This is a genomic window from Neorhizobium sp. R1-B (assembly GCF_004368875.1).
Lineage (GTDB): Bacteria > Pseudomonadota > Alphaproteobacteria > Rhizobiales > Rhizobiaceae > Neorhizobium > Neorhizobium huautlense.
Genome location: NZ_SOEM01000018.1, coordinates 54,250 through 78,572 on the forward strand (window position 1 = coordinate 54,250; position 24,323 = coordinate 78,572).

The following is a 24,323-nucleotide window of genomic DNA, read 5'->3' on the forward strand; positions in this document are numbered from 1 at the left end:
TTGGGTTCTCTTGAGCTGAAATCCATCCGCAAGGCCTTTGGCACGCACGAGGTGCTGAAAGGCATCGACCTTGAGGTCAAGGACGGCGAGTTCGTCATCTTCGTCGGGCCGTCCGGTTGCGGCAAATCCACGCTCTTGCGGGTGATTGCCGGGCTTGAGGATGCCACCTCCGGCAGCGTGCGGATCGACGGCGCAGAAGTGGTCAACACGCCGCCGGCAAAGCGCGGCATCGCCATGGTCTTCCAGTCCTACGCGCTTTATCCCCACCTCAACGTCAAGGACAATATGGGTCTTGGCCTCAAGCAGGCGGGCACCGAAAGAGCGGAGATCGACACCCGCGTCGCCAAGGCGTCGGCCATGTTGTCGCTTGATCCCTATCTTGCCCGCCGACCGGCCGAATTGTCCGGCGGCCAGCGCCAGCGCGTTGCCATCGGCCGCGCCATCGTTCGCGAACCGAAGCTCTTCCTGTTCGACGAACCGCTCTCGAACCTCGACGCGGCACTACGCGTCCAGACGCGGCTGGAAATTGCCGGCCTTCACCGGCGGCTGAAAGCGACAATGATCTACGTCACCCACGACCAGGTCGAGGCTATGACATTGGCCGACAAGATCGTCGTGCTGAATGCCGGCGCGATCGAGCAGATCGGCTCGCCGATGGAGCTTTACAACAGGCCGGCCAACATCTTCGTTGCCGGGTTCATCGGCTCGCCGCAGATGAATTTGATCCCCGCAGAAAAACTCGGTCAGTCCGGCGCGAAAACGATCGGTGTCCGTCCTGAGCACATCGCCCTGTCCCGCGAAGACGGCGCTTGGAAAGGCAGGGTGATTCACGTGGAGCACCTCGGCGCCGATACGATCGTTTATCTGGAAACGGAAGTGACGGGACTTCTGACCGTTCGACTGTTCGGCGAGCATCGTTATGCGCCCGATGACGTGGTTTATGCCACGCCGGACAAGGCGAGCCTTCATCGGTTTGACACGAACGATCGGGCGATTGCCTAATTCGCAGCCGGAAGCAGCCTGGCGCCGCCGGCAGCCTGAACCGCAAGGCTGCCGAAGCGGATGCCGGCACGCAAACAAGCCTCGTCAGAGGCCCCGTTCAGCCACGCATTGATGAAGCCCGCATTAAAAGCATCGCCTGCCCCCGTCGTATCGATAACCGGTACCGTCTCGGCTGGCTCATGCAGCACCTGGTCATTCGACATTGCCCATGCGCCCTTCGCGCCTCCCTTCACCACGACCGTCGAAAACGCAAGCGACAGTTTGCGGATCGCAGCTTGCGGATCGGCAGAAGCGGTGATCGCTTCTGCCTCTTCCAGGTTCGGCATGAACAGATCGACGTCTTCGCAGGCGCGGAGCAGGCCGCGATCGTAAATCAGCGTCGCGTCCCAACTGGGGTCGAGCGAGACGGTGAGGCCTCTTTCCTTAGCGCGGGAAACGAGATCCGGGATTTCGTGCAGCGTTGCGTATTCGGCGATGTGGAGGTGGCGCGCCTCTTCCCAGTCCAAGGCGGCGTCGAGCGTCGCCGGAAGGGCTTGTCCCGCACGGCGGGTCAAGAAGGCGCGGTCCTGCCCGACCACGGCCGCCACGGTTACTTGCGGTCCGGCGTCTTCCGAATGTTCGATGAACTGAAGGTCGACCCCGCTTTCACGGATCTGCGTTTCGACGCCCGCCGACAGAGAGTCCGTGCCAAGCCGGGCAGCGAGCGCCACCTTGCGCCCCGCATTGGCGAGATGCGCCGCAGCGATGAAGGCTCCGCCGCCGGCCGCGATCTCCATCCCGCTTGCAAAAAGCTCGCGCCCCAGCACCGGCAGGTGGTCGAGGCCTGTGAAGATAAGGTCGCAATAGATCCGCCCGATGCTGAGCACCGCGGATCTTGTCTCTGTAGGCGTCATCATGAACGCTCCAGAAATTTCTCTGTGCTGGCATCGAAGAGGTAGAGGCCACCGGAAGCGGCGTCGCAGCTGAGCGTACTTCCGACGGCTGGCACGAACTTGTTTCGCGCGGTCGCAATGATTGAGGTTCCGGCAACATCCAGATGTACGAGCGTCTCCGGCCCCAGTGGCTCAACGGCTATCACGGTGCCGCGCAACCGGAATGCGGCAGGGGACGCCTTATCATCGTCGGCAACGATCAGGTCGTGGGGCCGGATGCCGATCAGGACATCGCCGCCGTCCTGTGCCTCCGCGCCGCTGCCGGTTCTCCTGCCACGCACCAGGTTCATCGAAGGGCTGCCGATAAAACGCGCGGTGAACACGTCGACGGGGCTTTCATAGAGCTCCGAGGGCGTTCCGACCTGAAGGATATTGCCGTCCTTCATCACGACGATCCGGTCGGCCATGGTCATGGCCTCGATTTGGTCATGCGTCACGTAAACGGTGGTTGTCTTCAGCCGCTGGTGCAAGCGCTTGATCTCGATGCGCATCTGGGCGCGAAGCTGGGCGTCGAGGTTGGAAAGCGGTTCGTCGAACAGGAAAGCGGCAGGATCGCGGACCATGGCGCGGCCGATCGCGACGCGTTGCCGTTGGCCGCCGGAAAGCGCCGCAGGGCGTCGGTCGAGTAAGGCCTCGAGGCCGAGGATGTGGCCGGCCTCCTCGATTCTTCTGTCCTTCTCGGCCTTGCTGAATTTCGAGGTATAAAGCCCGAAGCCGATATTCTGGCGCACCGTCATATGCGGATAAATCGCATAGTTCTGGAATACCATGGCAATGTTGCGCTGCTTCGGTTCGCGTTCGTTGACCACCGCCTCGCCGATCTTCAGCGTGCCGCCGGAAATTTCTTCGAGCCCTGCAATCATTCGGAGCGTGGTCGATTTTCCACAGCCGGACGGACCGACGAAGACAATAAACTCACCGTCGGCGATCGAAAGGTCGATGCCCTTGACCGCCTCGACCTTGCCGTAGCTCTTCACGAGTTTCTCAAGTTCGATCGTTGCCATCAGCAGGCTCCCACGAGGGCGGTGAATTTTTCCTCGAGTTCGGCCGCGGCGGCTGCTTCGTACTCCGCCGCCTTCCTTGCGTGCGCCTCGAAAGCGGAAAGTGTCTCGCGATAGCTGGTCAACGCCGCGTTCATCGGCTCGGTCGCGGGGCCGCCGAAGCGGGCGCGCACGGAAACGAAATGCTCCGGCGAGACGATCTCCCTGAACTTGACGAGATCGACCGAGGGCTTGCGGCCCGTGAGATGTTCAAACGTCTTCAGGAAGGGCTCGTAGCCGTCATCGCTCAGGTTGCCCTTGGCAGCGACGACGCTCTTGGCGGTGGCGGCGGCAATCTCGTGCGCCTCGCGGAAGGAAAGGTCTTCGATCCTGACCAGGGAGTCCGCAAGCTCGGTGATGGTAATGCAGGACCGGCGGATGTTCTGGTCCACCCGTTCCGGATCGATGCTGATCTGGCTGATCAGCGCGGCAAGCAGGTCGAGCACACGGGAGGCGGAGGCGAAGGCCTCGTAGCCCATGCCTTGGGTCTCGCCCTCGCTGTCGTTCATGTCGGTGAAGGGCGTGTTGTGCATCACGTCGAGCACAGTCCGGGCTCGGCCCATCGTCTGGCTCGCGAGATGGCGAAGATGCTCGATCGGCACCGGATTGCGCTTCTGCGGCATGATCGAGGAAATCTGCACCAGCGCATTCGGGACGTAGATCTGGCCGACTTCGAAGCTCGTCCAGAACTGGAAATCCTGGATCAGTCGACCGAGATGCAGGAACATCAACTCGATCGCCGAATAGGTCGAAGTCGTATAATCGACAGCGGCGATGCAGGAATAGGAATTTCTGAGCGGCGCCGAGAAGCCGAGCAGTTCGGCGACACGGGCGCGGTCGATCGGGAAGCCGGACGTGGTGATCGCCGCAGCGCCCATCGGCGACAGATCGACGATCCGGCGGGCTTCGGCAAATCGTTCTATATCGCGGATCAGTACCTCGATCGCAGCGGAGAGATAATGTCCGAACGTGGTCGGCTGGGCTGGTTGGCCGTGGGTATAGGCGACGATCAACGTCGCCTTCTCCCGCTCGGCGGCATCGATCATCGCGGCAAGCAGGCGTCGAGCTTTACCCATCAGCGCATCGATCCTGTCCTTGAGGCCGAGCTTGAAGAGCGTGTGGTCGATGTCGTTGCGCGAACGGGCCGTGTGCAGGCGCCCGGCGATATCAACGCCGATGCGGGCCTTCAGCTCCTTCTCGATGAGGAAAAAGAAATCCTCCACCTCGCCCGTATAAACGAGGGTCGAAGGATCGATTTCCCGATCGATCGCCACGAGCGCATCAGCGATCTTGGACGCAAGACTCTTCTCAAGGATGCCGGTTTCGACCAGCATGACGAGATGCGCGCGGTCGATCCGGCGGAAACCATCAACGTGATGGCTCTTGGCGCCGTCGAAGAGCGGCCGCAGCACCGTTTCCTTGTAGACCGGATCGGGGAACTTGCTGGTGTCGGAAAGGCGCGGGTTGATATCCGCCATGGTTTTATCCTTTCAGGCCTGCCAGCATCACACCGCGGACGATGTAGCGCTGCAGGACGAGGAAGACGAGAAGCGTGGGAAGGGTGGCGATTGCCGCACCTGTCATGATCATTTCCCACTGGATGGACTGCTCGACCGCGAAGCTCGAAAGTCCGACCGGCAGCGTATAGAGTTCCTTGCTGGTGGTGACGATCAGCGGCCAGAAGAACGCCGTCCAGTTGCCGAGGAAGGTGAAGATCGCAAGCGCCGAAAGCGCCGGTGTCACCAGCGGTAGCGCCACTTTCCACCAGATTTGGAATTCATTGAGCCCGTCGACGCGCGCGGCCTCGATGAAATCGTTCGGCACAGTCTCGAAAAATTGCTTCATCAGGAAGGTGCCGAAGGCGGTCATCATGCCGGGAAACATGATGCCCCAATAGCTGTCCAGCCAGCCGAGCTGGCTCGACATTAGATACCACGGAATGACCAGCATCTCGGTGGGAATCATCAGCGTCGAGAGGATGGCGAGAAAGATGAAATAGCGGCCGCGAAACTGGAATTTCGCGAGCGTATAGCCGACCAGGCTGTCGAAGAAGCAGTTCGATAGGGTGACGATGACCGCAACCAGCGTGGAATTGAAGAACCAGCGCGTGAATCGGCCGTCGGCCAGTACGGCGATGTAATTCGTGAGTGTAGGCGCAGCCGGTACAAGGCGCAGGTCGTAGACCTGATCGGCCGTCTTGAAGGATGTCGAGAACATGAAGGCAAGTGGCGAGACCATGATGAGGCCGCCGATCAGAAGCAATGTCCAGGCGATGATCCGGCCAGGTCGGATGTTGGAATGGAAAAGGGCTGGCGCTTCGCTCATTTCTTGTCCCTCAGGATGAAGAGCTGCAGCAACGAAACCACCAGCAGAATGGTGAACAGAACAACGGTCTGTGCGGCCGCATATCCCATGGCGTAGGAGTTGAAGGCGGTCTGGTAGATCATCAGCACTAGCGGCTTGGTCGATCCGAGCGGCCCGCCGGGATCGTTGGTGGTCATGTTGTAGACCTGATCGAAGATGCGCAGGAAACCGATCGACGAGAAGACCACCAGGAAGACGGTGGTGGGCTTCAGGAGCGGCAGGGTGATCTTGCGCAGGATTGCCCATTCGCCGAGCCCATCGATGCGGGCAGCCTCGTAGAAAGTAGTCGGAATGGCGCGTAGTCCGGCCATGAAGATGATGATTTGGAAGCCGAGGCCCGCCCATATGGCCGTTACCATGATCGAAAACAGTGCCTGGTCCACCGAGCGGATAAAGGGCTGTTGCGGAATGCCAAGCATGCCGAAGACATCGTTGATCACGCCGATCGGCGGCGGTTGGTAGAACCAGCGCCAGACCCAGGCCATGGCCGCGGCAGTTGTAAGGTAGGGCAGGAAATAAAGCGCCCGGATGAAGCCGTGTAGGAGGCGAACGCGATCGAGAAAAAAGGCGATGACGAAGGCCAGAACCAAGCTGATAGGAGTGCCGACGATCAGATAGGTGAAGGTATTCTTGAACACCTTCCAGAACTGCGGATCCTTGAACAGCTTCACGTAATTCGCGGCGCCGATGAACTTCGCGGGGCGGAGCAGGTCCCAATTGGTAAACGACAGGTAGAAGGCTTGGAATGTCGGATAAAAGCGGATCACTGTGTAGAAGAGGATCGGCAGCGCCAGAAATCCCCAAACCCAGAGCAGCCGCTTCGTCCGCATGGAAATGCGGTCTCCAAAGGATCCGCCGGGACGGTCGGATGCCGCCCCCCGTTGTTCGATCGCTGCCATGATTGGCTCCGCCGGTTATGGCTTGGCCGCGTCGATGATTTCCTGTTCGGCTTCTGCCGCCTGCTTGATGGAGTCCTCGACGGACTGGCCTTCGAGCAGGACGCGGTTCGCCATATCGATGGCGTTCTGGCGCTGGGCGGCTTCATCCTTGAACAGCGTGGTGTGAGCGTATTCCAGGCCTTTCAGGAAAGGCCCATAGATGGGATCTTTCAGATTGGCTTCGGTGAGCGCCGCTGAACGCCTTGCCGGCAATTCGCCGACTGTCTTTAGCCAGATCTCCATCGCTTCGGGCGAGGAGATGTAGGCCAGGAACTTCTTGGAAGCTTCGAGTTCTTCGCCTTTGGTCTTGGCGCTGATGCCGTTGGCGAAATAACTAGCGTAGTTGGATCGAACGCCTTCTGCATTGGCGGGCAGTTCGGTTACGCCCCATTCGAAGTCCTTGATCGTCTTGAAAGAGCCGAGGCGGAAGGTGCCATCGATCGTCATGCCGGCCTTGCCGCCGCGAAATGCAGCCTGGCCCTCGTCCATGAAGCCGGCCTGTCCGATCTTCTTTTCGAGTTGAAGACTGGTATAGAACGTCAGCGCCTTGATGCCGGCTTCGCTATCATAGGCAACTTTCGCGTCGTTGTCCGTGTAGGGGGTGCCGCCAAACTGGCGGATCAGCACTTCGCGCCACCATTGGTGGTCCTGCCCGCCCATATCGAGTGTCGAGCCTGCAACGGTAAGGTTGCCCGAGGCATCATGCTTGGCGATCTTTTCGGCTGCGGCGACGAACTCTTCAAGCGTCTTCGGCGGGTTCGCAGGATCGAGGCCGGCTTCCGTGAAGAGCTTCTTGTTGTAGAAAAGTGCAAGCGAGCGCACTGCGGTGGGCAAACCGTAATAATCCTCGCCGCGCTTCATGGCGCTGACGATCGGGAAGAATTCGCTCTCGATCTTGTCGTGCGGGAACATATTGGTCGGCAACGGCTGCAGAAGTTGGCCGGATACGAATTTGTCGAGCCAGCCGTAGAAGAGCTGCATGACGTCCGGACCTTGACCCGCCATGTTGGCGGCGATCACCCGGGTCTGATAATCGGCATAAGGGAAGGTGACCTGTTTGACGGTGATGCCCGGATTGGCCTTCTGGAACTCGGCGATGAGCTGGTCCATCGCCTTCACGCGCGTCTCGAAGACATACTGCCAATATTCGATCTCGACCGCCTGCGCGGCATTGAATGCAAATGTGCTGAATCCGGCGACGAGACCGGCGAACAAAGTTGCCTTGCGCATGTGAACCTCCGTTTACCCCGCCGGATCTCCCGGTCTTTGGGGCTGATTGTTCCCTGCATCCCACCGTCGATTGGCGTTGGACGCCTTGCCGATCTGCGAAAAGATGCTTCCGCCGAAGTGCTGCGGCTCGGTGCCGCAACTCCCTTACGGTTTCCCGGCTGGGATCGTTTGTCAATAAGATAATTTACTTGAATTATTGTATTGCCGCCTACCGCCTTGCGGCGTTATGAATTTCCCTCGAACCGAGGACGGGCGAGATGACCATACACACGATCGGCACCCATCCGGTGGCCATCGGGAAGAACCCCGAACGAAGCCGCGATCACAATCGGCGCGTTGTGCTGGATGTGGTGAGGCGGCATGGTTCCCTCGGTCGCGCCCACATCGCAAAGCTCACCCGTCTCACACCGCAGGCGGTCGCCAATATCGTGGATGAGCTGGCGAGCGAGGGCTTGCTGATGGAAATGGGGCGCCTGCGGTCCGGCCGGGGTCAGCCGCCGGTTCAGTTCGCCGTCAACCCCGAAGGCGGTGCCACGATCGGCGTGGAAATCGCCGCCGACCATATGGTGACCGTGGCGCTCGACCTCTCCGGAAAACTCCGGGCAAGGCGCATCGTGTCGCTTCGGGATGCGACACCGGAACACATTCTTCCGGCATTTGCGGACGAGCTTTCCACCGTCGGTCGATCGGTCGGCGCAAAGCTCCTGGGCACAGGCGTCGTCATGCCGGGTCCTTTCGGGATCGACGGCATGACATCGGTTGGTCCAACCACGCTACCGGGCTGGGCGGGACTGGACGCGGCACAATCACTGAGCGAGGCTTGCGGCCATACGGTGCTCATAGAAAACGATGCCACGGCCGCGGCAGTCGGTGAACGGCTTTTCGGGGCAGGCCTGACGATCTCCAATTTCGGCATGATCTATTTTGGCGTCGGCATCGGTTTGGGGATCATCCAGGATGGCGCGCCCTATCGCGGTGCCTTCGGCAATGCAGGTGAAATTGGCCACGTCACGGTCGTGCCGAAAGGCAAGCCTTGCCCTTCCTGCGGCCAGCTCGGGTGCCTGGAGGGTTATGCTTCCGTCTATGTGCTGAAGGAAAAGCTCAGCTGTGCTGGCCTTCCGGATTGCGGCTTTTCCGACATCGAGAAATTGCATGCCGAACGGCATCCCGTCATCGAGGAATGGGTTGACGAGGCAGCCACCTATCTCGGTCCGATGGTTGCAATGCTCGAAAACATCCTTGATCCGCAGACCGTGATCCTCGGGGGGGCGCTGCCGGACGCCGTCATCGGCGATATCATCGGCCGCATGGGCAATCTCCCCACCTCGGTCGCTAGTCGGCGCCAGCGAGACCTGCCGCGTGTCTTGCGCGGCCAGACCGGACAACTGACCGCCGCACTCGGCGCGGCAGCACTTCCGCTCTTCGATGTGGTGACGCCCAAGCTCGAAACCTCACATGCCGTGCTTGCCGATATTCCTACCTGATATTTTTGGAGAACTTTCATGCTGACCGCTCGGGAACGCATCGAACGGCAAATGGCCGACCCCTCGCTCGTGCGGCTTCATCGGAGGCTTTCGCGTCTGAAATCGACGGTCACGGTAATGAATACCGGTGCCCATCCGGACGACGAGCAGAACGGGATGCTCGCCTGGTTCCGTTTTGGCCTTGGCATGCGGGTCATCATCGCCTGCTCGACGCGTGGGGAGGGTGGACAGAATGCGCTGGGACCGGAACGTCTCGGCCCGCTTGGCGTGTTGCGTTCGCGCGAATTGGAAGAGGCGGCCCGGGTCATTGACGCCGATATATCCTGGCTCGGCCACGGCCCCTGCGACCCGGTGCACGATTTCGGTTTTTCCAAGGATGGGGATGCGACCTTCACGCGCTGGGGCGAAGCCCGCATCGTCGAGCGCCTGGTGCGCGCCTACCGCATGGAACGCCCTGATATCGTCATCCCGACCTTCCTCGATGTCCCCGGCCAGCACGGCCACCACCGCGCCATGACCCGCGCCGCCGAGACGGCGATTGCGCTCGCCGCGGACCCGAATGCTTATCCTGAGCATATCGCGGAAGGCTTGAAACCATGGAGGGTCGCGAAATATTATCTACCTGCCTGGTCCGGTGGGGGTAATACCTATGACGACGAGGTACCGCCGCCGGATACGACGGTGACGGTTCTTGCGGAGGGTCGCGATCCGGCGACTGGCGTGGAATACGACCGGATCGGCGAATGGTCGCGTTATTACCACGCCTCCCAAGGGATGGGGCATTGGCAGAAACAGGCGGAAAGGGAGTGGCCCCTGCATCTGAAACTCTCCGTCGGGGGAGCGAAGGCGGAGCAGTCGGTCCTTCGGGGTCTGCCGGCCTCGCTGACCGTGCTTTCGGATTTTCCGGATCTTGCGGCAAATGCGAAGGATGCATTGCGCTCAGCCGATCAGGCTACCGCGGTGGCTATGGCGGCGTTCCCGGATCGTGATGCGATCATTGCGGCGCTGACCGAGGCCGCCGGTTGGCTGGAGATCGTCGCGTCCATGGCATCAGAGGAGTTTATGGCCCTGCATGGTCATCGCATCGCGCGCAAGCAGGCCGAAGTTGATGCCGCGATCCTCGATGCAGCGGCGATCTTCCAACGCGCTTATGCCGATCCCTCAGCCATTTCCCCCGGCGGCGCTGCGGCGCTCACCGTGGAGCTTGGCGAAGGCGCTTCCAGCCACAAGGTCGATATCGTCCCCGCTCTCCCACCCGGCGTCTCGTCCTCCGTCCGGTCGCTCGCCAACGAGCGAGTGTTCGCGCTGACGGCAGCATTGGATGCGCCGCTCTCCTGCCTCTATCTGCCTGCTTGGTCGGCACTCGGGGGCAATGGCCATGCGCACGTGAAAGCCTCGGCCGAAATCGGCGGGCGCACGGTCACCGGGACCTTCGATCTCGAAGAGCCGTTCTCGATAACGCCCGCCCAGTCGCTGACCCTGCAGCCAGATGCGCTCCTTGTTCCCCTCGGCACGAAGCAGACGGAATGGCCGATCAAGACCAATATCTCCGGAATCAACGCGACTATCTCGTTCAAGACGCCCGCTGGCTGGGCGATGAATAAGGTCGATGGTGGCTGGTTGGCCTCTCCGACGGATGCGGCCAAGCCCGGCATCGTCGAGCTCGAACCGCAGATCGGCGGCGGCCCGGCCTTCCAAGTCACGCCGATCGCCTACCGCCATATCGGTCGCACCAGCTTTCGCGCCCCTGCCGCCCTGAAGATCCTGTCGCTCGATCTGAAGCTGCCCCAAGGCGCCCGCATCGGTTATGTCGGCGGCGGTGCCGATCGCGTCGGTCTGTGGCTCGCCCGCATGGGTCTCGACGTAACCGAACTCGACGCTCAGGCGCTAAGCAGTGATCTGTCGCGCTTCACCACCATCGTCGTCGGCATCTTCGCCTTCGGCCTCTGCAAGGACCTTGCAGCCGCGACCCAACGCCTGCACCGCTTCGTCGAAGAAGGCGGCCACCTCGTCACCCTCTATCACCGTCCGATGGACGGCTGGGACCCGAACGAGACGCCGGTCCGCCGCATCGAAATCGGCTCGCCGTCGCTGCGCTGGCGCGTCACCGATCCAAAGGCGGACGTCACCGTGCTTGCACCCGACCATCTGCTGCTCAAGGGACCGAACATGATCGGCCATCAGGACTGGCAGGGGTGGGACAAGGAGCGCGGCCTCTATTTCGTCTCCCGCTGGGATGATGCCTACGAACCGCTTCTGGCCATGCACGATGTCCACGAACAGCCGCTGAAGGGCGCGCTGATCTCCGGCGCCATCGGCGAGGGCCGCCATACCCATACAAGCCTGGTGCTGCATCACCAGCTCGAAAAGCTCGTGCCAGGCGCCTTCCGGCTGATGGCGAACCTCGTGCAGCCGGCGTGACGACGGAACACGCGCCGGAAACGGAAAGCGAGCAGGCCTCGAACGCCCGCATCGGCATCGGCTGGCTGCTTCTCGACATGACGCTGGTCTCCGGCGGCATGACGGCGCTGGTAAAGGCGCAAGGAGCGACCTATCCCGCCTTCCAGCTCGTTTTCATCCGGGCGATGATCGGGCTGTTGTTCATCCTGCCGCTGATCTGGCGGCACCGCGCCGAAATGCGCCGCGTCAAGCACCCGTGGCGCAACATTTTTCGTATCTCCTGCAATGCGGTGGCGCTGACCAGCAATTTCTTCGCCATCACCATGCTGCCGCTCGCCATGGTCAATGCCGTCGGCTTCTCCCGACCGCTGATCACCATGGCCATGGCCGTCGCCATGCTCGGCGAAACGGTGAGCCGCATCCGCTGGCTCGGCGCCGGCCTTGCTTTCGTCGGCGTGCTGATCGTCATGGCGCCCGGCACGTCGAGTTTCGATGTCGAAGTGCTGGTCGTACTGGTCTCGGTCGTCTTCGGCTCACTGGCGATTATTCAAACCCGCGCGCTCAAGGACGAGAACACCACGGTCATGATGGTCTTCTACACGGTCGGCCTTACGGTCATCACGGCCGTTCCGGCGGTCTTCACCTGGCAGCCGGTTTTGCCCTTGGACTGGATCCCACTGCTTGGCATCGGCTTCCTTGCCCAACTCGGACAATATTGTTTCCTGCGCGCCTATCGGATCGCCGATGCGAGCGTGCTTGCGCCCGTCGGTTACCTCTCGATCGTCTTCGTCACCGTCACGGGTTATGTCTTCTTCGGTGAGGTGCCGGAGATGAGGGTGGTGATCGGCGTGATCATCATCCTGGCGGCGCTCCAAGGGACTTCTTGGCTCGACCGGCGTCACGGTCGCCCTTGGAGACATCCTTAAGCAAGTGCCCCCTGAGCAAAGGGATGTGATGCGATGTGAACTACGTCGGACTATAATTGCCGAACTTTCTCCATCTGCGCGCGTTATTGCGGTGACAGGAGGCGTTCATGGTCGCTCTAATGTCCGTTTTGGCAATCGTTGCGGTTCTGGCCGGTATATTCGCAACCCTCATCCGGCAGATGGCCGTCGCGCGTCGCCGGCAATATCTGGACGAGGTCGCCGCCGACAGCTCGGCCTGCACGAGCCTGCCGGAGTTGGAGCAAAGGGCCGAGCGTCAAAAGGCACATCCCAGCCGTCCAACAACGATCTCCCGCAAGCGCGTCCATAACCGGCTGGCCCGTCACCCGCACACCAGTTTGATAGCGAGGTAGCGCGGCGCCGAGCAGGCGTCGTGGCCCGGTCGATCAACAACTATATGTAGGGATTAGGTTTGGTGGAGCTAAGCGGGATCGAACCGCTGACCTCTTGCATGCCATGCAAGCGCTCTCCCAGCTGAGCTATAGCCCCATCAGGGTGGTCCGGCATCTTCCGGTCCTGGGAACTCCGAGGCGGTTGGGCCTAGCGGAGTGGCGGCTTATTACTTCCCGTTTACGGAGAGTGCAAGCCGAAAATTTCGAGCCCGGCAATTTTTATGGATTTGCCGGGCTTTATCATGGTTGACGATCAGACTTCGTCGTCGTCGCCGGTCACGCCGATGATGCCGGACATATCGTCGTCTTCATCGTCTTCGTCGGCTTCCAGGAAGGTGTCGTCGTCGTCATCGCCGAGATCCACGTCGTCATCGCCGATGTCGGGCAGATCGTCGCCGCCGGCGGCTTCGTCGCCCTCTTCGAGAGAGACGAGTTCGACTTCCGGATTTTCGGTATCGACTTCCTGAACGTCCTCTTCCTCGGCCTGTTCCATCTTCTTGGCCACGCTGTTTTCCTCGAAGAAGGACAGCGGCCAGGACTTGCCGGTATAGGGGGATACCACGGGATCGCGGTTCAGGTCGTAGAATTTCTTGCCGGTATCGGGGTCGGTGCGCTTGGTTCCGAGTTCCGCTTTTGCCACAGTCAGAGCCTCATGAGGATGGCCGAATAGATCGGCTCGCCGCCTGCGCGGCTTCTATTGGGTGAAAAATCTAAGCCGGTCCCCATAAGGCCTGTGCCCTTTGATGTCAAAGACAAACTTTCATGCGTCCCATCAATGCGCCGCAGGTGATCGCCGGGATGGTTTGTGATATGGACACGCCTGCCATTGAAGGAGCCGTCCGATGTACCAGCCGCCACATTTCAGGGAAGAGGATCTCGCGACCCAGCATGCCCTGATCCGCGCCCATCCGCTGGGTCTGCTGATTACCGCCGGCGCATCCGGCCTGCTCGCCAATCCCGTCCCGTTCCATCTCGATGCGGCAGCGTCGACGAAGGGTACGCTCCGCCTGCATCTGGCCCGCGCCAATGGCCAGTGGAAGGATATCCGCGACGGTGCCTCCGTGCTCACCGTCTTCCAGGGCGCCGATTCCTACGTGACCCCGTCTTGGTACCAAACCAAGCGCGAGACCGGAAAGGTCGTGCCTACCTGGAACTATGCGACCGTACAGGCGAGGGGATCTGCCCGCATCGTCGAGGACGCCGACTGGCTGCTGTCCCAGATCAACGCCATCACCAGCCAGCACGAAGGCAACCGCGCGCTGCCTTGGTCCGTAAGCGACGCGCCGGATGATTTCGTCCGCGCTCAGCTCAAGGGTATCGTCGGTGTCGAGATCGAGATCGCCGAGATCGAAGGCAAGTGGAAGGTGAGCCAGAACCGGCCCATCGCCGATCGCGAGGGCGTGGCGGCGGGGCTTGATGAAATTCCCGGACAGGGCGATATGGCGGAACTAGTTCGCCAGTACGGCGCCATGCGGAACGCCTGAAGCCAAGAGACGAGTGGGAATAATTGACGCCAGGAATGATCATCGCCATTGACGGCCCGGCGGCCGCTGGAAAAGGGACGCTGTCCCGCCGGATTGCGGACGCCTATGGCTTCCATCACCTCGATACCGGTCTGACCTACCGCGCCGCGGCCAAGGCGCTTCTCGATGCAGGCCTGCCGCTCGACGACGAGAAAATTGCGGAGAAGATGGCGCGCGAGGTGGAACTTGCCGGTCTCGATCGCGATGTATTGTCTGTCCATGCGATCGGTGAGGCGGCGTCGAAGATCGCCGTAATGCCGGCTGTCCGCCGGGCATTGGTCGAGGCGCAGCGCGCTTTTTCGCGACGGAAGCCCGGAACAGTGCTCGACGGTCGCGATATCGGCACCGTCGTATGCCCCGAGGCGCCCGTGAAGTTTTACGTCACCGCCTCGCCGGAAGTGCGTGCAAGGCGCCGTTACGACGAGATCGTCGGCAGGGGGCAGCCCGCCGACTACGCGGAAATATTCGCGGACGTGAAGAAACGCGACGAGCGCGACATGGGCCGGGCTGACAGCCCCCTGAGGCCTGCCGAGGATGCGCACTTGCTTGATACCTCGGAAATGAGTATAGAGGCCGCGTTTCAGGCAGCGAAGGTCATCATCGACGCCGCACTGAAGAGGAATTGACGATGCAAGGCGGCTTTGGCCGGCTTCGTCCCTGAAAGACCGGAAAGTCTGGAGATCGGTCCCCGCGCCGGATTTGCCTCTTGAAACAGAGAGGCGGACCTGATGCCCAGGCATGAACAACACCAACCCCCGGCGCTTATGTGCCTTGAGAACAAGGCACTCTAGGAGATTTCATGGCAGTATCTAACCCCACGCGGGAGGACTTCGCAGCCCTCCTCGAAGAATCCTTTTCCAAGACCGATCTGGCCGAAGGCTATGTTGCCAAGGGCATTGTGACGGCGATCGAGAAGGATGTTGCGGTCGTTGACGTCGGCCTCAAGGTCGAAGGCCGCATCGCGCTGAAGGAATTTGGCGCCAAGGGCAAAGACGGTTCGCTGAAGGTCGGCGACGAAGTCGAAGTTTATGTCGAGCGCATCGAAAACGCTCTCGGCGAAGCGGTTCTTTCCCGTGAGAAGGCTCGCCGCGAAGAAAGCTGGGTCAAGCTCGAAGCCAAGTTCGAAGCTGGTGAGCGCGTTGAAGGCGTTATCTTCAACCAGGTCAAGGGTGGCTTCACCGTCGATCTCGACGGCGCCGTTGCCTTCTTGCCGCGTTCGCAGGTCGACATCCGTCCGATCCGCGACGTTACCCCGCTCATGCACAACCCGCAGCCCTTCGAAATCCTCAAGATGGACAAGCGCCGCGGCAACATCGTTGTGTCCCGCCGCACGGTTCTCGAAGAGTCGCGTGCCGAGCAGCGTTCTGAAATCGTTCAGAACCTCGAAGAAGGCCAAGTTGTTGACGGCGTCGTCAAGAACATCACCGATTACGGTGCGTTCGTTGACCTCGGCGGCATCGACGGCCTGCTGCACGTCACCGACATGGCATGGCGCCGCGTCAACCATCCGTCGGAAATCCTGAACATCGGCCAGCAGGTCAAGGTTCAGATCATCCGCATCAACCAGGAAACCCACCGTATCTCGCTCGGCATGAAGCAGCTCGAGTCGGATCCGTGGGATGGCATCTCGGCCAAGTACCCGGTCGGCAAGAAGATTTCCGGCACCGTCACGAACATCACCGACTACGGTGCATTCGTCGAGCTGGAGCCGGGCATCGAAGGCCTGATCCACATTTCCGAGATGTCCTGGACCAAGAAGAACGTACATCCCGGCAAGATCCTGTCCACGAGCCAGGAAGTCGACGTTGTCGTTCTCGAAGTCGATCCGTCCAAGCGCCGTATCTCGCTCGGCCTCAAGCAGACGCTGGAAAACCCGTGGCAGGCATTCGCCTACAGCCATCCGGCCGGCACTGAAGTTGAAGGCGAAGTCAAGAACAAGACCGAATTCGGCCTGTTCATCGGCCTCGAAGGCGATGTCGACGGCATGGTTCACCTCTCCGACCTCGACTGGAACCGTCCGGGCGAACAGGTTATCGAGGAGTACAACAAGGGCGACGTCGTCAAGGCTGTCGTTCTTGATGTGGACGTCGACAAGGAGCGCATCTCGCTCGGCATCAAGCAGCTCGGCCGTGATGCGGTCGGCGAAGCTGCCGCTTCCGGCGAACTGCGCAAGAACGCTGTCGTTTCGTGCGAAGTCATCGCCGTCAACGACGGTGGCGTCGAAGTGAAGCTCGTCAACCACGAAGACATCACCTCCTTCATCCGCCGCAACGACCTGGCACGCGATCGCGACGATCAGCGTCCGGAGCGTTTCTCGGTCGGCCAGGTTTTCGACGCCCGCGTCGTCAACTGGTCCAAGAAGGACCGCAAGGTCATGCTGTCGATCAAGGCTCTCGAGATCGCAGAAGAGAAGGAAGCCGTTGCTCAGTTCGGTTCGTCCGATAGCGGCGCTTCGCTTGGCGATATTCTCGGCGCGGCTCTGAAGAACCGCGGCAACAACGAGTAATCGACGCCTCTTAGAACATAAGAAGCCGCCGGATCGAAAGTCCGGCGGTTTTTTTATGCCGCTTGGCCGTCATCTCGTCCCGGGATGAATCCGAGGATCAGGCCCAGCCGGCCATACGCCAGTAAAGGTCGTTCGCTCGCCCTTCGTCCTCGGCATCGTCCCCGGGAGGACTGTCTTCAGCGTCTTCGCTGGAATCTTCCGTCGCATGATCTTCCTCGAAAGCCTGTTCGCCCGGCGAATGCTGCTGCTCGGCATCCTCGTCCGTTGCCGATACTGCTCGGGTCTTTCGCTCTTCGGGATCTCGCTCGCGTTCCTCTGGCGGATAAGGGACGTAGGGAAGCGGCACGCCGTCGCGGAAAACCTGTGGCTGTACCAATGGAAGTGACATTTGGTCGGCGATATCTGCCGCAGTATCGGCAGCTTGAGTGCTGGCGTTCGAAGGTGCGGCTGCCGGCTTGCCGGCAGGAGCAGCGTCTTCCCGGATCTCGGAAGTCCGGTTTGTCCGTCCGGCCGGGAACCCGCTGGCCGTCTCGTCCGCCTCGGCTGAAGATTGCGCTGAGATTTCGCTGTCGAGCAGCTCCTCCAATGCCTGTTGTTCGGGGGAAGGCTCGGCAGCAAGCGGTAGAAGCTCCAGAAGACCGGTATTGCCTTCAGCAAAGATTTCGGCAAGCCACCCTGTCACGGCTGCGGTTGATGTCCTGTCGCTACGAGGCGTATCCGCGGGCGCCGGCTGCCTCGGATCTCTTTGGGAAAGTCGGGCAAGCGCCGGGCCGTCGTAGAAGACAGGCGCGGATCCCCGCTTGTCGCCCGAGCGTTCGGGCCGCGCGTTTGATTCAGGGCTTTCGGATCGCCGACTGCCACTCGACACTGCGGCTTCTTCTTCCGAAAAGGGTGTCGCAAGATCGGGCGTATCGCCTTCGACGGGCTCCAGCGGGATTTCCTGTTCAATCCCGGTCTCGGTATGGATGGCGGGGCTGTCGCCCTCCGCAGGAAGCTGCAGGAGCTCCTCTGTCTCAGGAGCAAGCGCAGCCAGTCCGTCATGGACTTCGGCCGCATCGGCGTCGGGTTCCCCTGCGATCTGCGCGGATGCCTCCGACCTGTCCGCCTCCGAACTTTGTAAGATGTCCGCCTCTGCAACCTCGGCAGCGCCCATGGTGCCGTTTGCGTCGTCCTGCGCTGTCCATGGTTCCTCCGCTGCCGTTAATGTGGATGCCGGAGGTTCGGCACGCACCTGTGCCGGAGCTGTTCGTTGCGGGAGCAGGCCGGGCGGCTGTTCGACTCCGGCGTTCTGCCGATAGGAACTCACCACCGCCCTGGCAGCGAGGTCGCGGTCGAGCAGCTGCGCAGCCTCCATCCGCATGGCGAAACGCGCTGCGTCCGGTCCGGCAGGATTGTTGAGGATTTCCGCCAGCAAGCGAAGCGTGACCCCTTTGACGAGCTGATTGAGGATACGTTCCAAGGCCGCTCTCTCGGCGGGATTCATGGCCCTGACGGCTTCGGAAAGGCGTTGCGCATAATCGAGAAGAGCTTCCCCTTCGCGGCGGGGCAGCTTGATCAATTTGCCGATGGTTTCGGCGAAGACGGAAAAGCCCTGAGCGAGCTGAAGTTGAGCCGAGAGCGACAGGATGTCCAGGCGGCCACCGGACAAAGGTGCCGAGACGGGCGGATCGATATTTGGGGAACCGTTGGCAACGTCGATCCGCTGGCGCTGCAACGGCTGTTGCGATGGCGCGTGATAGTCGACGGATGAGCTTAACGCGGCACGAACCGGAGGCAGCATCGTCCCCTCCATGTCTGATTGCGACGACAGGGCAGCTCGGCGAAGCGGTTCTCGTGTTTTCGCAACGTAGCGGCGCTGCGACCGTAACGCCTCATGGCGTTTCCAATGCCGATATATGGAAGATAGTTTGGAGCTAAAGGGTTAACGTTTTGCTAACGACTCGACGATTTCATTCATGCGTGCTGAACGAAATGACCCTAACTGATGCAATTGAGGGGAATACGGATTAGTTGAAGGTCACGCAGCCAACTTCTTTTCCAACAGTTCGTAAATGCCGATATCGTCGATATGGATGGACAGGATGTCGGCGGAGATCTCGAGGGTCTTCTCGCTGATAGCCTCGAGGGCCGCATCGGCGGCAATTTCACTCGCGGGAGCCTCATCCTTCAGAGCTTCGGTGGTGGAGGTGCTCTCCGCGTCGGCGGAATTTTCCCCCGTGTCTTCCACATCGGAATTGGCGATCTGCTCCGCCGCGGCGGCAAAAACGGCGAGCAGGGTGGTGTCGTCCGTTCCCGTAGCAGGCTGGGAGCCATCGCTATCGAGCTCTTCGGCAGTCTTGCCGTTTTTCTCCTCAATGAGGTCCTGGACTTTCTGAATGTCCTCGAGCTTCTTGCCGGCCTCTGCTGCCTCGATGTCTCCTGCGCGTTCTGCGCGGGCCTCCTGGTCCTCCACCCGCGTAGGATCGTAACCCTGGGGACCGAGCTTCAGCTCCTCAAGCGTCTTCGGGTCCGCCACATTCTCAAGGCGCTGAACAACCCTCTCGACCTCTGTATCCAGTTTGCCGCCATTGGCTTTTCGTGTCAGGCCTTCCACCAATCGTGCGTTGGCGTCCCCATAGGGGTTCTTGATCGCGGCGAGTAGGGTATCCATGGTGATACCCAGATCGTCCAGGCCAAGGTAATCCGCAAGCTCGCTGACCTCGTCCGGCATCATCGACTTGAGCGCATCTTCCAGCGCCTTGCCGAGCCGGTAGGAGGAGCGTGCTTCCTCGGTGTCGATACCGAGCTTGCCAGCCAGACGGTCGACGAGTTCGATCTTCAGTTCGTTTGGGTCGGTCCGATTGGCGCCGAAAAGTGCAGAAGCTATCTTTTCATTGGCGCGCTTGGCGTCCTCGCTGGCGCTGATGCGCGCTTCGGCGATCGGGTCCCGCTCCTTGCCCGTGCGCTCCGCTTCCTCTTTCCTGCGCTGCTCCTCGACGCTTTCCAGCATCGATTGCATCACATTCGTCGCGGCAAGCCCATAGGTCTGCTGGGTGGGAAGCAACATCGGCCGGATCCGGTCCCTTTGAAAGATACACCGCCGGTAAAAATAGCTACCGAGAGTTAACGAGAAGCTACCAATCCAGCCGTTGTTTCAACGCCGCAGGTGGCCGCGGCTTCACGACAAGGGTTACCAGAACGAAGCTGACGAAGAGAAGCAGATACCAGGATCCGAGCTTTCCGAACGAGACCACATGCCAGGCCTTCTGCGTCGGGTAGATCCATGTGCCGGTGATCGTTCCGATATTTTCCGCCAACCACAGGAAGATCGATGAGAAGAACGCGGCAGCGACCAGCGGCATATGGAGTGTCGTCCGGTCGGTCGTGAAGTGGATGTTCACCCGTCGGAAGACGATCACCGTCATTGCGAAAAGCACGTACCTGATATCGGGCAGATAGTGATGGCTGAAGAAGTTGATGTAGATCGCAAGTGCGAGCAGATATGTCTGCCACATGGGCGGGTAGTGCGTGAACCGCATGTCGAAGACGCGGATCGTTCTGGCCATGAACGAGCCTACCGAAGCGTACATGAAGCCGGAAAACAGCGGCACGCCGGCGATCTGGATGATCGAGGGTTCCGGATAGGCCCACGATCCCATCTGCACCTTGAATATTTCCATGACGGTGCCGGTGAGGTGATAGACCAGGATGACCTTGGCTTCATCCAGGCTTTCCATCTTGAGGCGCAGGAAGAGAACCTGGATCACCAGGGCCGAAAGAAAGAGGAAGTCGTAACGATGAAGCGGCCATTCGGGCTGCCACGCGAGCTTCGTCAACAGGATCAGGCCAAGCATGATCGCGGCGAAGAGGCACGCCCATGCCTGTTTCAGCCCGAACAGTATGAATTCCGAAAGCCACCACGGAAGAGGGGCCAACGCCCGGCGGATGGCCAGCCGCAGCGGCTCGAGATAAGGACCGGTCTCGTGCTGCGGCCGGCGTTCTGGAACGTGCTGCTCCATCAGCTATGCGCGAAGATATCCGTTTCTTCCCAGCCCAGCAGATCCAGCTTGGCCCGCGTCGGCAGGAATTCGAAGCAAGCTTTGGCCAGTTCGCTTCGGTTGTCGCGGATGAGCCGCTCGTTCAGCTTGTCGCGCAGTGCGTGCAGATGCAGCACGTCGGATGCGGCATATTCGAGTTGAGCCACGGACAATATCTCGGCGGCCCAGTCGGATTGCTGCTGCGCCTTGGAAACGTCGATATCGAGGAGTTCCTTGAGATTGTCCTTCAAGCCATGCCGGTCGGTATAGGTGCGCGTCAGCCTGGAGGCGATCTTGGTGCAGAAGACGGGTGTTGTCGTGACGCCGAACGTCTGGAAGAGGACGGCGATATCGAACCGGCCGTAGTGGAAGATCTTCTGGCGAACCGGATCTGCGAGCAGGGCGACGAGGTGGGGCGCCTCCTTCTGGCCTGCCGCTATGCGGATCACGTCTGCCGAACCGTCCCCGGGAGAAAGTTGTACGACGCAGAGGCGGTCGCGGCGAGGTACGAGGCCCAGCGTTTCCGTGTCGATAGCGATTGATCCCGTATAACGGGCCGCGTCTGCCGGGGAAATATCTCCCTCGTGATATCGAATTTCCGCCATTGCTGCCTCCGTACGCCTTTCCGTTTCGTTGATTCGCTATACATCATGTTTTCGAGAGCGGCGCTACGATGTCCAGAGGCTCGGAGTGCAGCGGTTTCTTTCAAGGTTCGTGAGCGACAGTCTGGAGCAAGAGCAAATGCTCAGCTCTGCGTTAGGCGCATTGCTGCATTGCAACCAGATGACTTGGCGCGCTTAAACGATTAGCCTATATCTTTGGTCATCGAGCGACGCACTCCTCCTCCCAGTGTCGCTTGGTACGGATCGACAACATCCTCCTCCTCCCAGTTGTCGATCAAGTTTAAAGCCTGGCGCACCTCCTCCCGCGCCAGGCTTTTTCATTTTCAGCCTCCCGCTTCCTTCGATCTCTTCCGGCTTGCCGTTTTCGCGCCTAAAGTAGCGACATGATCGAGGCGAGGACTTCGTCATCGATATGGAGGCCGTGTTCAATCGCCTCGCGGCGGGCGTTCTGGCCCCGACGGCCTGGCAGGCGAACGCCCTCTTCCGAGACCATTTCTCTCGCCAGTTCAGCGATCCTTTCTCCGGCCGATGCGCTTCCGGCGGCCGGGTCGATGACAACAAGCATCTGGCCGACAGAAGGCGGTGAGCCCTTCTCTTCCATGAACGAGCTCGCCTCGAAGGAAAAGCTCGATCCGGTCAGCCCGGCAGCCAGGATTTCCACCATCAGCGCCAACGCTGCTCCCTTGGCGCCTCCGGACGGTGCGATGACGCCTTTTAATGCTTCAGTCGGGTCCGTGGTGGGAATGCCCTTGGCGTCAAAAGCCCAGCCTTCGGGAATGGCCTCGCCTTTCTGCCGCGCAGCCATGATCTTGCCTGCCGCAACGGTGGAAAGCGCCAGATCGATGACCAGCGGATCGTCATTTGCGACGGGCGTCGCGAATGCGATCGGATTGGTGCCGAAGAGCCGCTTCTTTCCGCCCCAGGCGGCCATGGAAGCGGGGGCATTGGCAAACATCAGCGCTGTGAGGCCTTGTAGGGCAAAACGTTCCACCGTCAGCGCCATCACGCCGGCATGATGCGAGCGATGGATGAGGCCAAGGGCAATCCCTTGCTCTCTGGCTATCTCCGGGAGCCGCTCCACGGCGAGGTCGAAGGCCGGATAGGCATAACCAAGGGCCGCATCGATCGTCAGCACCGCCGGCCGGGGGCGAGAAGCGGCACACCGAGCCTTCCCGTCCACCTTGCCGCTGCGGGCTTGGCCCACATAGACGGGGACCCGCCGCAAGCCATGCCCGTATTGTCCGGCGGCTTCGGCATGCACCAGCGCATGCGCGACCGATGTGGCGGTTTCCGGCAGGACATCATTGGCTTCGAAGACTCGTTGGATCAGCGCTTCAGTTTCTTTTATGGTCAAGCGCATCAGTAGCAGATGATCCGGGAAATGGTGTCTAGTGCCTACTTCTCGAGGCACTGTATTTGCTGATCAAAGGAATTGGCAACACCGGCAGGCGGGGCCGGGATAGACGAAACTCTGCGGACAGCGGAAACTGCGTACTCATCCACAGATTCGTTTCCGGAGGGGCGGGTCAGCCTGACACTGGTGATGCTACCATTGGCGTCAAAATCAAATCTCACCCATGCTATCCCGAATTCCTCGCGCGGGCAGCGTCTCACAAAACGAGCGAGTCTCGCCTCTACACGAGATCTCCACTTCGCCGGCGAGACAGACGGCGCTATGGATCCGGTAGAGGTCTGGCTCGCGGCCGTCCGGTCGGACTCCTTGGCCTGAATCTTTGCCTCGGCCATCTCCTGACGCGCCTGCTGTTGCTGCCGCTTCGGCTTCTCAACCTTCTTGACTGGCTCTTTCTTCGGCTCAGGCTTCTTTGCCTCCTCCGGTTTTTCGGCCGGAGGCGGTTCAGGCCGCATCATTGGCAAAGGCACTTCGACATTTTCCAGCGCCGCGGTCATCTGCTGCTCGATGGGGTCGATCTCCTCGACCGGCTCCGGGATCAGCTCGGGAATGGTTTCGGTAACCTCGGGCGCAGGCTGTGGCTCCGGCAGAGGTTCCTCGATCACAGGTTCGGGCGGCGTGGGTTTAACCGGCTCCGCAATCTCCTGCGGCGGAGGCTCGACCGGTTCCGGAGCCTGCTCCACGGTTGGTTCCGGCGTTGGCTCGGGCTCGGGCTGAGGTTCCTCGACCGGCTCCACCTGCTCGCTCTCGACTACCTCTTGATCCCGAGTATCCGGCGAAATTTGTTCTTCTTCGGTTTTGACGGCTTCCGGCTCTGGCGCCAGCTCGATCATGATCGCAGCAGGCGGCGCGTTGTCGGCCGCCGCATCCGGCTCTTCCTTGAGCAGATAGGCTGCGCTGCCGACATGCACGGTGAGCATGATCAGCCCGGCGACAGCCCAGAGCGCCAGCTCGCCGACGCGTCCGCCAGGACCTGTCTGCGAGACGACGAGGCTCATGGATTGCCTCCCGCTGCGGGAGCGGTGGGCTGCGCCTGTGGAACTGCGACCGGCGCTTGCCCGTCGCCGGTCGGAGAAGCTGCCGGAGCTTGTGGCGCCGGCAGGGTTTCGAGACCGACCAGCGCGATCTTCAGATAGCCGGCATCGCGAAGCAGGTTCATGACCTCCATGAATTGGCCGTAGTCGACCGCCTTGTCGGCGCGCAGAAAGATGCGCGTGTCCTTGTTGCCTTCCGTCATCCGGTCGAGTGATGCGGCAAGCTGCTCGCGTGCCACTGCATCGTTGCCGATGTTGAGGCTAAGGTCTTCCTTGACCGTAAGATAAAGCGGTTCGTCCGGGCGCTCGGCAGGCTTGGCTGTGGAGGCCGGGAGATCGACGTTGACGTCGACCGTCGCGAGCGGGGCGGCCACCATGAAGATAATCAGCAGAACCAGCATGACGTCGATAAACGGCGTCACGTTGATCTCGTGATTTTCGGAAAGCTCGTCGCCGTGATGTTCGCGGATGCCGCCGGCCATGA

22 protein-coding genes and 1 tRNA gene are annotated in these 24,323 nt (G+C 60.9%); 8 read left to right on the forward strand and 15 right to left on the reverse strand.

The features are described 5' to 3' along the window. Entirely contained in the window at positions 1 to 1,002 is a 1,002-nt protein-coding gene (locus EDE05_RS20590) for an ABC transporter ATP-binding protein (protein ID WP_134102765.1), read from the forward strand. Here the strand turns inward: EDE05_RS20590 and EDE05_RS20595 are convergent. The 6 genes from EDE05_RS20595 to EDE05_RS20620 are packed head-to-tail and all read right to left on the reverse strand — an operon-like array spanning position 999 to position 7,506. Next, entirely contained in the window at positions 999 to 1,898 is a 900-nt protein-coding gene (locus EDE05_RS20595) for a PfkB family carbohydrate kinase (protein WP_134102768.1), read from the reverse strand. The genes EDE05_RS20590 and EDE05_RS20595 overlap by 4 nt on opposite strands. Then, positions 1,895 to 2,938 (reverse strand): sn-glycerol-3-phosphate ABC transporter ATP-binding protein UgpC, encoded by a 1,044-nt coding sequence (gene ugpC / locus EDE05_RS20600; RefSeq protein ID WP_134102771.1) that lies wholly within the window; start codon positions 2,936 to 2,938, stop codon positions 1,895 to 1,897. The genes EDE05_RS20595 and ugpC overlap by 4 nt, the downstream gene beginning before the upstream one ends. Then, a complete protein-coding gene (gene argH, locus EDE05_RS20605) occupies positions 2,938 to 4,452 on the reverse strand; it encodes an argininosuccinate lyase (RefSeq protein WP_134102774.1) in 1,515 nt (504 codons plus the stop codon). Before argH ends, ugpC begins: the two co-directional genes overlap by 1 nt. Positions 4,453 to 4,456: 4 nt before the next feature. Continuing rightward, on the reverse strand, positions 4,457 to 5,299 hold the full coding sequence (locus tag EDE05_RS20610) for a carbohydrate ABC transporter permease (RefSeq protein ID WP_112796249.1): 843 nt from the start codon (positions 5,297 to 5,299) through the stop codon (positions 4,457 to 4,459). Beyond that, the gene (locus EDE05_RS20615; RefSeq protein ID WP_134102777.1) at positions 5,296 to 6,237 is read right to left on the reverse strand and encodes a sugar ABC transporter permease; all 942 of its coding nucleotides are present in this window, start codon (positions 6,235 to 6,237) and stop codon (positions 5,296 to 5,298) included. Before EDE05_RS20615 ends, EDE05_RS20610 begins: the two co-directional genes overlap by 4 nt. A 15-nt stretch (positions 6,238 to 6,252) precedes the next feature. Next, positions 6,253 to 7,506 carry an extracellular solute-binding protein gene (locus EDE05_RS20620; protein ID WP_134102780.1) on the reverse strand — a complete coding sequence of 418 codons (1,254 nt, stop codon included), beginning with the start codon at positions 7,504 to 7,506 and terminating at the stop codon, positions 6,253 to 6,255. Positions 7,507 to 7,763: 257 nt separating this feature from the next. On the opposite strand from EDE05_RS20620, the gene EDE05_RS20625 reads away from it, so the two are divergent. The 4 genes from EDE05_RS20625 (at position 7,764) to EDE05_RS20640 (ending at position 12,687) form a co-directional block, all read left to right on the forward strand. Beyond that, entirely contained in the window at positions 7,764 to 8,990 is a 1,227-nt protein-coding gene (locus EDE05_RS20625; protein ID WP_134102783.1) for an ROK family protein, read from the forward strand. An 18-nt stretch (positions 8,991 to 9,008) separates the two neighbouring features. Continuing rightward, positions 9,009 to 11,411 (forward strand): PIG-L family deacetylase, encoded by a 2,403-nt coding sequence (locus tag EDE05_RS20630; RefSeq protein WP_134102786.1) that lies wholly within the window; start codon positions 9,009 to 9,011, stop codon positions 11,409 to 11,411. Beyond that, the gene (locus tag EDE05_RS20635) at positions 11,408 to 12,316 is read left to right on the forward strand and encodes a DMT family transporter (protein WP_134102789.1); all 909 of its coding nucleotides are present in this window, start codon (positions 11,408 to 11,410) and stop codon (positions 12,314 to 12,316) included. The genes EDE05_RS20630 and EDE05_RS20635 overlap by 4 nt, the downstream gene beginning before the upstream one ends. Positions 12,317 to 12,423: 107 nt before the next feature. Continuing rightward, on the forward strand, positions 12,424 to 12,687 hold the full coding sequence (locus EDE05_RS20640; RefSeq protein WP_134102791.1) for a hypothetical protein: 264 nt from the start codon (positions 12,424 to 12,426) through the stop codon (positions 12,685 to 12,687). A gap of 60 nt (positions 12,688 to 12,747) precedes the next feature. Here the strand turns inward: EDE05_RS20640 and EDE05_RS20645 are convergent. Further along, positions 12,748 to 12,823 (reverse strand) — tRNA-Ala (locus EDE05_RS20645). A gap of 156 nt (positions 12,824 to 12,979) precedes the next feature. Further along, positions 12,980 to 13,366, reverse strand: a complete 387-nt coding sequence (locus tag EDE05_RS20650; protein WP_105373610.1) for a TIGR02300 family protein — start codon at positions 13,364 to 13,366, stop codon at positions 12,980 to 12,982. Positions 13,367 to 13,568: 202 nt separating this feature from the next. On the opposite strand from EDE05_RS20650, the gene EDE05_RS20655 reads away from it, so the two are divergent. The 3 genes from EDE05_RS20655 (at position 13,569) to rpsA (ending at position 16,755) form a co-directional block, all read left to right on the forward strand. Then, positions 13,569 to 14,210 (forward strand): FMN-binding negative transcriptional regulator, encoded by a 642-nt coding sequence (locus tag EDE05_RS20655; RefSeq protein ID WP_134102794.1) that lies wholly within the window; start codon positions 13,569 to 13,571, stop codon positions 14,208 to 14,210. Positions 14,211 to 14,245: 35 nt separating this feature from the next. Then, positions 14,246 to 14,875, forward strand: coding sequence for a (d)CMP kinase (cmk, locus tag EDE05_RS20660; protein ID WP_134102797.1), 630 nt, complete (start codon positions 14,246 to 14,248; stop codon positions 14,873 to 14,875). Positions 14,876 to 15,048: 173 nt separating this feature from the next. After that, the gene (gene rpsA, locus EDE05_RS20665) at positions 15,049 to 16,755 is read left to right on the forward strand and encodes a 30S ribosomal protein S1 (protein ID WP_105373613.1); all 1,707 of its coding nucleotides are present in this window, start codon (positions 15,049 to 15,051) and stop codon (positions 16,753 to 16,755) included. Between the two features lie 97 nt (positions 16,756 to 16,852). On the opposite strand, the gene EDE05_RS20670 is transcribed toward rpsA, so the two are convergent. The 7 genes from EDE05_RS20670 to exbD all read right to left on the reverse strand — a co-directional run bounded on the left by EDE05_RS20670 (position 16,853) and on the right by exbD (position 24,321). Further along, on the reverse strand, positions 16,853 to 18,535 hold the full coding sequence (locus EDE05_RS20670) for a hypothetical protein (protein ID WP_134102800.1): 1,683 nt from the start codon (positions 18,533 to 18,535) through the stop codon (positions 16,853 to 16,855). A 237-nt stretch (positions 18,536 to 18,772) separates the two neighbouring features. Next, positions 18,773 to 19,801 carry a hypothetical protein gene (locus EDE05_RS20675; RefSeq protein ID WP_134102804.1) on the reverse strand — a complete coding sequence of 343 codons (1,029 nt, stop codon included), beginning with the start codon at positions 19,799 to 19,801 and terminating at the stop codon, positions 18,773 to 18,775. Positions 19,802 to 19,868: 67 nt separating this feature from the next. Continuing rightward, on the reverse strand, positions 19,869 to 20,753 hold the full coding sequence (locus tag EDE05_RS20680) for a DUF817 domain-containing protein (RefSeq protein WP_134102807.1): 885 nt from the start codon (positions 20,751 to 20,753) through the stop codon (positions 19,869 to 19,871). Beyond that, on the reverse strand, positions 20,753 to 21,376 hold the full coding sequence (locus tag EDE05_RS20685; RefSeq protein WP_134102810.1) for a ribonuclease D: 624 nt from the start codon (positions 21,374 to 21,376) through the stop codon (positions 20,753 to 20,755). Before EDE05_RS20685 ends, EDE05_RS20680 begins: the two co-directional genes overlap by 1 nt. Positions 21,377 to 21,764: 388 nt before the next feature. Beyond that, the gene (locus EDE05_RS20690; RefSeq protein WP_134102813.1) at positions 21,765 to 22,754 is read right to left on the reverse strand and encodes an Ldh family oxidoreductase; all 990 of its coding nucleotides are present in this window, start codon (positions 22,752 to 22,754) and stop codon (positions 21,765 to 21,767) included. Positions 22,755 to 22,789: 35 nt separating this feature from the next. After that, positions 22,790 to 23,803 (reverse strand): energy transducer TonB, encoded by a 1,014-nt coding sequence (locus EDE05_RS20695; RefSeq protein WP_134102816.1) that lies wholly within the window; start codon positions 23,801 to 23,803, stop codon positions 22,790 to 22,792. Next, a complete protein-coding gene (exbD, locus tag EDE05_RS20700; protein WP_105373620.1) occupies positions 23,800 to 24,321 on the reverse strand; it encodes a TonB system transport protein ExbD in 522 nt (173 codons plus the stop codon). Before exbD ends, EDE05_RS20695 begins: the two co-directional genes overlap by 4 nt. Positions 24,322 to 24,323: the final 2 nt, after the last annotated feature.

Bases quoted from the DNA above. Each gene is read 5' to 3' on its own strand.
- EDE05_RS20695 (WP_134102816.1), bottom strand. From the start codon at position 23,803: ATGAGCCTCGTCGTCTCGCAGACAGGTCCTGGCGGACGCGTCGGCGAG.
- EDE05_RS20615 (WP_134102777.1), bottom strand. From the start codon at position 6,237: ATGGCAGCGATCGAACAACGGGGGGCGGCATCCGACCGTCCCGGCGGA.
- argH (WP_134102774.1), bottom strand. From the start codon at position 4,452: ATGGCGGATATCAACCCGCGCCTTTCCGACACCAGCAAGTTCCCCGAT.
- EDE05_RS20675 (WP_134102804.1), bottom strand. From the start codon at position 19,801: ATGTTGCTTCCCACCCAGCAGACCTATGGGCTTGCCGCGACGAATGTG.
- EDE05_RS20630 (WP_134102786.1), top strand. From the start codon at position 9,009: ATGCTGACCGCTCGGGAACGCATCGAACGGCAAATGGCCGACCCCTCG.
- exbD (WP_105373620.1), bottom strand. From the start codon at position 24,321: ATGGCCGGCGGCATCCGCGAACATCACGGCGACGAGCTTTCCGAAAAT.
- EDE05_RS20670 (WP_134102800.1), bottom strand. From the start codon at position 18,535: ATGCTGCCTCCGGTTCGTGCCGCGTTAAGCTCATCCGTCGACTATCAC.
- EDE05_RS20640 (WP_134102791.1), top strand. From the start codon at position 12,424: ATGGTCGCTCTAATGTCCGTTTTGGCAATCGTTGCGGTTCTGGCCGGT.
- EDE05_RS20595 (WP_134102768.1), bottom strand. From the start codon at position 1,898: ATGATGACGCCTACAGAGACAAGATCCGCGGTGCTCAGCATCGGGCGG.
- EDE05_RS20625 (WP_134102783.1), top strand. From the start codon at position 7,764: ATGACCATACACACGATCGGCACCCATCCGGTGGCCATCGGGAAGAAC.
- EDE05_RS20680 (WP_134102807.1), bottom strand. From the start codon at position 20,753: ATGGAGCAGCACGTTCCAGAACGCCGGCCGCAGCACGAGACCGGTCCT.
- EDE05_RS20620 (WP_134102780.1), bottom strand. From the start codon at position 7,506: ATGCGCAAGGCAACTTTGTTCGCCGGTCTCGTCGCCGGATTCAGCACA.
- EDE05_RS20610 (WP_112796249.1), bottom strand. From the start codon at position 5,299: ATGAGCGAAGCGCCAGCCCTTTTCCATTCCAACATCCGACCTGGCCGG.
- EDE05_RS20690 (WP_134102813.1), bottom strand. From the start codon at position 22,754: ATGCGCTTGACCATAAAAGAAACTGAAGCGCTGATCCAACGAGTCTTC.
- ugpC (WP_134102771.1), bottom strand. From the start codon at position 2,938: ATGGCAACGATCGAACTTGAGAAACTCGTGAAGAGCTACGGCAAGGTC.
- EDE05_RS20655 (WP_134102794.1), top strand. From the start codon at position 13,569: ATGTACCAGCCGCCACATTTCAGGGAAGAGGATCTCGCGACCCAGCAT.
- EDE05_RS20685 (WP_134102810.1), bottom strand. From the start codon at position 21,376: ATGGCGGAAATTCGATATCACGAGGGAGATATTTCCCCGGCAGACGCG.
- rpsA (WP_105373613.1), top strand. From the start codon at position 15,049: ATGGCAGTATCTAACCCCACGCGGGAGGACTTCGCAGCCCTCCTCGAA.
- cmk (WP_134102797.1), top strand. From the start codon at position 14,246: ATGATCATCGCCATTGACGGCCCGGCGGCCGCTGGAAAAGGGACGCTG.